The organism is Psychromonas sp. (genome assembly GCF_041586535.1).
GTDB lineage: Bacteria > Pseudomonadota > Gammaproteobacteria > Enterobacterales > Psychromonadaceae > Psychromonas.
On sequence record NZ_JBFGZY010000032.1, the window covers coordinates 22602 to 28830 of the forward strand.

The following is a 6229-nucleotide window of genomic DNA, read 5'->3' on the forward strand; positions in this document are numbered from 1 at the left end:
TGTAATTGATTATCATCATGAAAACAAGTGGAATGCAGTTATTTGCAACAAGATGGGCCTAACTTGACGCCATTATTAAGAGAAAAAAGTATCAGTTATTTTTTCAATTTTTAAAAATTCAAACCGCCATTTCTGGATTTTTTAACTCTATTTATCATATGGTTAGGTGAGGTTACTTTTTGTGGGCAGCTGCAAAAAAACGTTTCAGGCTGTCCGGCACCCTTCTGCTTTGCTCAACTGTCTTTGCTTCTTGCCCGTCACCACCATAGACGGCTTTAAGAATGGTCTCTATGATCAGACCTTTGGGCGGAACAGTATACCATTGCCCCTGATATTCCCATTCCCGGCATGATACCCCCTCTTCACAATCACAGAGTGTGCCGCATGATTCACAGCGGCTTTCCCTGAAATTCATCTGAATATCCCGGTTATTTACCCGGATGGTGGGCGACACGACAAAACCAAGCTCTGCGGCCTGCTGCTCGCTTGTGATGTGAATATTGCGCACTTTTACCCGGATACCCGTTGTTTCAAGCACCCTGCTGACCTCCGCAATAGCGTCTTCCAAACTGGACTGCGCCCCCCGGCAGCGTGTGCAGATACCTAAATCCAGATACATAAAATCAATATCTATCTGCCCTTTTTTTGCCGGCGGATTTTTTGCTGCATCGCTTGCAGCACAACAATCTGTAACGGAAGGCTCACCGCCGTGCTCTACTGCACTGCAACAACTTTTTTTATCTTTCACCCTGGAACTCATATTCACCTCAATAAATTAAATGTGAAGGGTGCCAAATCAGGCTCATTCAATCTTTATTATAGGAGAAGTGACCCTTTAAAATGAGTTAATTTAACAACTGTGTTGGGGGAGCAGAAGGTTTCACTATGGTGTATATTTATCAACCTGAATGGCAAATAAAACACCATGGAATATTAATTTTGTGGAATCATTAACCTCTTGTAAAGTAAAAGCTTCTTCGAGTTAATTGGCTATTTTGTACAGGGGATACTACTACCTGAGGTTAATTTACATCGCTCCATAAAGAAAGGGGAATAGTTGCACGCATCCTTAATTGACAATAAAATAAGCCAGTTCTACATAAAACTTGAACACGACAGTCTTTATGTTTTGAATTTTTTACATATTTCACTGCTAATACTTTCATAACAATAAGTACTTTTATTAACTTCAGCTTTAGCCTTAAGAGATAACAATTCACCCGCCATTAACGGTTATTTACTTTCGGTTCTGCCTATGAAATTTAAGATTAACGCTCAAACATTCCCCCGTTATCATACGATATTTACAATGAGTATTATCATAATATTGATGGCTACTATAGCGGGTTATTTATTAACTAAGAACTACTTAGACAAGCAATCCCGCTTATCTGAGTTGCGTTTAGATATCGAGCAGCAAAATCGCGATAGAATTACAAACGAACTTGATAGTGTGCTGAAGTATATTCGTTTTATGAAAGACCAGGCTGAATCAGTTCTAATGGAAAACACCAAAGAGAGAGTTGATCAGGTTTATGCTGAAATAGAGGCTACCTATCACCTGATGCGTGATAAGTATCCGGAAAGTGACATTAAACAGCTAATCCGTGAAATGCTACGTAATGTGCGTTTTTTCAATGGCCGTGGTTATTTCTTTATCAAACAATTAGACGGCGTTACCGTTTTACAACCTGACATTCCTGGGATTGAAGGTCAGAATATGCTCTATGATAAGGATGATCGCGGGCGATTTATTGAGCTTGGGCTTATTCAGGCAACAACCAATCCGGATAAGGCGGGTTATTACCGTTACCGTTGGTATGTGCCTGGAGATAGTGATCAGATGATGGATAAAATTTCCTATGTACGTCAATTCCCCCCATTGAACTGGATTATTGGAACAGGTGACCACCTCTTTTACACTGAAAATGACCTTAAAGCCAAAGCGTTAAAGCGATTTGAAAGTATGCGCTTTGGTAAACATGGTTATATCGCTGTGTTCACTGAAGATGGCCAAATGCTCTCAGGCCCCACAAATATGGCTAATATGTATAGTGTAAAGCATAAGCATGCGGTCCAGCAGGTTCTTGTTGCCGCTAAGGGTAATGGCATCGCTCAGTACGAATGGTATTATCCTGATGGCCGAGGCCCAGTGCAGAAGGAGTCATTAGTTGTCAGAGTACCGGGCTGGAACTGGCTGTTAGTGTCCGGTTTTTATCCTGACGATGTAAATGAAATAATCGCTGTGCAACGGCAAAAGTTAAACGATAGCTTTATCGAAGATACATTGGCATTGGTGGTGCCGCTGTTTATCGTATTCATTATCGCACTCGTTGCGTCTTTACTAAGCGCTAAGTGGTTAACGGTTATGTTCAGCCGCTATCAATCCAGTATTTATATTCACCAGAGTGCACTGAAACAGACCGCAAAAGAAATGCGTCATTTAGCTGAGTATGATCCTTTAACCGGCTTACCCAACAGGCGCCTGTTAAATCAGAAAGCAGAAAAATTAATTATGCTTTCTGAACTATTTCCTGAGGAGCAGCTCGCTCTGTTATTCATCGATTTGGACCGCTTTAAGACTATTAACGACTCATTGGGACATGCTGCTGGTGATCAGGTTTTACAACAAATAGCTAAACGGCTAAGCAGTAATGTCAGATCAACTGATATAGTGTGCCGTCTCGGTGGTGATGAGTTTGTTATCCTTATGAGCAAACAGTCATTCCCGAAAGCAGCCTCGGATTTAGCAACACGTCTTATTAAGTGCATTTCTCAGCCGGTGATGATTGAAGGGCACCAACTAGTCCTGCCCCCCAGTATCGGTATTGCTACTTATCCTGATGATGGTTTGGATTTTGCCACTCTACAGCGTAATGCCGACATTGCGCTCTATCGTGCCAAAGAGCAGGGCAGAAATAACTATCAGCTCTATAGTGAACATATGGGCCGGTTAGTATCCGAGCAGCTTGAATTAGAGAAAGCCCTACGCAAGGCGATTGAAACGAATGCATTCGAACTGTATTACCAGCCGCAGTACCATTTACATGATGAAACACTATCTGGTTACGAGGCTTTGATCCGCTGGAACTGCCCGGAGCGTGGTTTTCAGGCGCCGGACAAGTTCATTCCGTTAGCTGAATTATCTGGCCTTATACAACCTATTGGAGATTGGGTGTTGCATTCAGCCTGTCAGCAGGGGGCATCGTGGTTGGCTAAAGGTTTCCCAAAAGTCAGTATGTCTGTCAATCTATCCCCTTATCAATTACGCGAGGAGCTTCTGGTTTGCGTTGAGAAAGCGCTAACTGAGAGTGGCTTTCCAGCATCTTTATTGACATTGGAGATAACCGAAACGTCCTTGATGAATAACGCAGAGCAAGCCATCGAGTTATTGACTCAATTAAAAGCGCTGGGAGTTGGTATTGCTTTGGATGACTTTGGCACTGGTTATTCAAGCTTGTCTTATCTCAAACGTTTTCCACTGGATGAGCTTAAAATAGACAAGGCCTTTATTGATGGTCTTCCTGATGATGTTGACGATCATGCAATCACCTCATCGATTATCAATATTGCCAGTAACCTGAAAATGTCTACAGTGGCTGAAGGGGTTGAAACTGAAGCGCAACGGAATGCATTAATAGCCATGGGATGTAATCAGGTCCAGGGTTATTTATACGCAAAACCAATGCCGCCTGCTGAATTGGAGCGATTTTTCGCTGAGCATAGACAGGCTCAATCAAAAGGTGCTTAATCCTGATACAAACTTCCTGATTTTAGGGCATTGTGGGATTCACATAAGCACAGATTCACTGCCTTAAGCTCAATCGCTTGTAAAACTAAATCCTTTGGATTTAAATACCTTAAGGCAGGCATCAACAACGCTTTTATCGTATAAGGTCCCCCGATTGCGTTGAATTTCCTGCAGCGCCTTATCAATTCCTAACCCGGGTCGGTATGGCCGGTGACTATACATCGCTTCAACAACATCAGCGACAGCAACAATTCTGGCCTCAATACATATCTGATCACCTTCAAGTCCTGACGGGTAACCGGAACCATCCATTCTTTCATGATGCTGGCGTATAATGTCGGCAATAGGCCAGGGAAATTCAATACCTCCAAGTATCTCGTAACCTGCTTGCGAATGTGTCTGAATTAACTGATATTCTAACGCAGTGGATCCCTTTGGTTTACACAATATTTCAGCGGGTACTTGGATTTTGCCAATATCGTGAATTGAAGCGCCTAAAAAAATACCTTTGATTTCTTCAGTCGAAAAGTTCATCTCTTTTGCAATCGCCTGAGATAAGTCTGCAACATTTCTTTGGTGGCCGGCAGTATAGGGATCTCTTAATTCGATCGCTTTAGAGGTAGCGGATATTGTGCCTTCCAGTGTTGATTGTAACTTGATGTTGCTTAGTCTTAATGCCTCTTTGTTGTTAAGCAAATCGGAAATGTCGTTTAGCACACAATGTGTCTGGGTGAGTGGAGCGTTTGGCTCATTAGACTTGGCTTGATAAAACTCGATAGAAACAGTGCGCTTATTTTTTGCTACGACCTCAAAAGGGACAAAGTGCGAGATGCCAGTTTCTTTAAAACGGGTAAAATTAGTGATAAATTTTTCACGGTAATTCAGTTGTAATAAATCGCTGAAAAAGGAACCGATTATCTCCTCCCGTTTATAGCCGAGAATATTACAAACAGATTGATTTACCTCGAGAAACTTTCCATTCTCATCCAGAGACAGGTAACCCAAAGGAGAGTTTTCATAAAGTGAACGGTAGCGTTTTTCACTCTCTTCCAGTTTTAATTCGGCTTGTTTGATAGAGGTTATATCAATAATGCTAATTGGAACACTCAAAAATCCCGCTTTAGTCCCCGGCATTTGAAAAGTGAGAATAGCATTCAGCAGGCTGCCATCTAAAGTATACAGTTCAACTTCCTGTTTAAAGACTTTCTTTTTATCAAAAATAGCGCAAAGTAATTCAGCAAAAGTACCCATCGAAGTTGGCGGGAAAATTTGCTTAATTGATTTGATAAGCTGCTTTTTGCTTTCAGCGCCAAACATTTTCACTGCGGATTGATTAACATCGAAAACTTTGGTTAACTTCGCCATATCGACAGGGAAATGACTATTCTCCTGAATGTATTTCCCTAAATCTTTGACGTTATTTTTGCGTAATAAATTCAACCTGTTATAAACCACAGAGAAATCTTCATGCCACATTGAGATGCCAGTGTTTTCGAACAGATCTTTTTCACGGCGTAATACCAAACATTCCAGTCCGTTTGAAATCCGTTCAGACAGGGTTTCAAAAAGCTTAATTGTCGCTCGATTATAAGCAACGGCCTTTTTGCAATGATGAATACCCATTAACCATTTTTCATTCCTGTGAGAGTTGATTTTAACCACCAGAGATGAGCGTATGCTGAAGCGTTTACAGAGTTCCGGGTCTACAAGCATATGTTTATTTGAGGGAGTCAACCACATGGCTCCGGTTGCATCAATAGCCTTTTCAAAGAATGTTGATTTGGGAATTTGAAAAGGGATGTTCAGATTGTTATTTATTTCATCTGTGTCAGGGCACCAGTCTGCACGAATAGCCTGGTGAGCAACGTGATAGAATTTTGCATCGGGCTTGTGCTTATAAGTCGTAATTATCCACGCGCGCTCACAGGAAAATATCGGTAATAATTCATTTAAAACTAAATTGAATAATTCATCTATATTAAGCGCTGTAGCAATGTGTTTATCCACCGCATTCAACGCATCGATAAGTTTTAATTTTTCTGCATGTTGAGATTGTAAACTGGCTTTTTCGGCTTCTAAAATGGCAATACGGGCCTCATATGCAGCAACAGGGGAATTCATTTCTTTGCTATTCAAATTCGCCATACAACACATCCCTTTGTAGTCTTTTGAATTTTACTTATCTTTTATGACGACAGTAAATTCTAATCAAAACAACAGAAATTGCTGTTGATTCATAGTTTTGAGCTTAGTTGAGCAACAGAAATTGTGCCAGTTTCAATTTTCATCAATAAGTTAAAAAAGAACCAGGCAATAAACGATTTAATACCAATTCCGTTAATTAGATGATCTATTTAGGCGTAGGAAAAATGGATGAAAGCAAGGCATTGATTGCAGTAACTAGTTGTTCTAATTGCAAAATCAATAACGAAGCTAGCATTCATTTTAACAAGCATAAATGAATAGATAATTATCGGA

At 40.8% G+C, this 6229-nt stretch carries 3 protein-coding genes; 1 reads left to right on the forward strand and 2 read right to left on the reverse strand.

The window, feature by feature from the left end:
* Nucleotides 1-172: 172 nt before the first annotated feature.
* Nucleotides 173-760 carry a DUF2703 domain-containing protein gene (locus tag ABZA00_RS05505; protein WP_372881141.1) on the reverse strand — a complete coding sequence of 196 codons (588 nt, stop codon included), beginning with the start codon at nucleotides 758-760 and terminating at the stop codon, nucleotides 173-175.
* Between the two features lie 549 nt (nucleotides 761-1309).
* Here ABZA00_RS05505 and ABZA00_RS05510 point away from each other — a divergent pair.
* On the forward strand, nucleotides 1310-3751 hold the full coding sequence (locus ABZA00_RS05510; protein WP_372881142.1) for an EAL domain-containing protein: 2442 nt from the start codon (nucleotides 1310-1312) through the stop codon (nucleotides 3749-3751).
* 69 nt (nucleotides 3752-3820) lie between these two features.
* Here ABZA00_RS05510 and ABZA00_RS05515 read toward each other — a convergent pair whose 3' ends face one another.
* Nucleotides 3821-5896 carry an HD domain-containing phosphohydrolase gene (locus ABZA00_RS05515; protein ID WP_372881143.1) on the reverse strand — a complete coding sequence of 692 codons (2076 nt, stop codon included), beginning with the start codon at nucleotides 5894-5896 and terminating at the stop codon, nucleotides 3821-3823.
* Between the last annotated feature and the right edge of the window lie 333 nt (nucleotides 5897-6229).